This is a genomic window from Pararcticibacter amylolyticus, assembly GCF_003130405.1.
GTDB lineage: Bacteria > Bacteroidota > Bacteroidia > Sphingobacteriales > Sphingobacteriaceae > Arcticibacter > Arcticibacter amylolyticus.
Genome location: NZ_QEAS01000108.1, coordinates 1 through 505, shown reverse-complemented (window position 1 = coordinate 505; position 505 = coordinate 1). Strand labels below are relative to the sequence as shown.

The window sequence follows — 505 nt, the reverse complement described above, 5'->3', positions numbered from 1 at the left end:
CTGACTTGGGGGGAAGGACATAGCACAGGTTGCCGAAATCGTCGTACACGTAATAGGTGGACAGGGCTTCGGTGCTCTGGTCGGCTTTGCGGTTCCAGGTGCGCTTGAGCACTACCCGGCCTTCTTTGTCTTTGAACTCCTGCAGCAGGCCGGCTTTGCCGTCACCTTCTTTCCAGTTTTCGTCTTTTGTCTCGCTGACATAGAGCTGGTTCTGTCCGTAGCTGCCTTCGTCTTTCAGGCTGCGGTTACCACTGGCGTCGATGCTGACGCCGTATTGTTTTGCCCATCTGCCGTTGCCTTCGGACAGCGAGGCGTCGCTGTTGCTGTAGTAGCCCTGGCGAACGGTATGGCCCTGGCCGATCTGCCAGTCGCTGCCGGGGGCGCCTTGTTCTTCTACGCGGTTGAGCGGGGAGGCTTCAAAGCGGGTCTCGGCAAAGGGGGACGGGATACGGGGGACGCCGGTGGGCAGCTGCGCTTCGCTGCCGGATGGGTTATAGAAGGCCAT

1 protein-coding gene is annotated in these 505 nt (G+C 60.0%); it reads right to left on the bottom strand.

Features of this window, described 5'->3' with window-relative positions:
• Positions 1–505 (bottom strand): DUF6443 domain-containing protein (locus tag DDR33_RS26300; RefSeq protein WP_238387955.1); only part of this gene is annotated, 505 nt, incomplete at both ends.